The sequence below is a fragment of the Halalkalibacterium halodurans genome (assembly GCF_004376175.1).
Classification (GTDB): Bacteria; Bacillota; Bacilli; order Bacillales; family Bacillaceae_D; genus Halalkalibacterium; species Halalkalibacterium halodurans.
This window is the reverse complement of record NZ_SNUY01000141.1, coordinates 1,541-1,907: the sequence shown is the minus strand read 5'-3', so window position 1 is coordinate 1,907 and position 367 is coordinate 1,541. Positions and strand designations below refer to the sequence as shown.

General features: G+C 35.4%; 1 pseudogene. It reads left to right on the top strand.

Going from position 1 to position 367, the window contains the following annotated elements:
* Positions 1-248, top strand: a pseudogene (locus E2L07_RS20435) (transposase); the annotation flags it as partial.
* Positions 249-367: the final 119 nt, after the last annotated feature.

Here is a 367-nt window from a genome sequence, read left to right as displayed (position 1 = left end):
GATTATTTACCAAAACACCAAGGTCCTCTGAAAAGTGGAAACTTATATACAAACGAAGAACCTCTGTTGAACGTTCTAATAAAAGAGAAAAAATAGATTATCACTTGGAATCTGGACGCCACCGGTCAACAAAAATGTGGTACATTCGCCTATACGCCATAATGATGTGTCAGCACATCGATGCTTGGTACAGCAGTCAGAAAGAGCAGTTAAATATTGAAGAAATCATCTTTCCTAAAGCCGCCTAGTCAATTTTTAAAAAAATAATGGCAATAGGTTTCTTTGTCATGCACATTTTTGAAAATACAATGAAAATAATGAGTGTGCAGGCCATTCCAATCCAATTTCCAGTAATTTTGGTTCATTT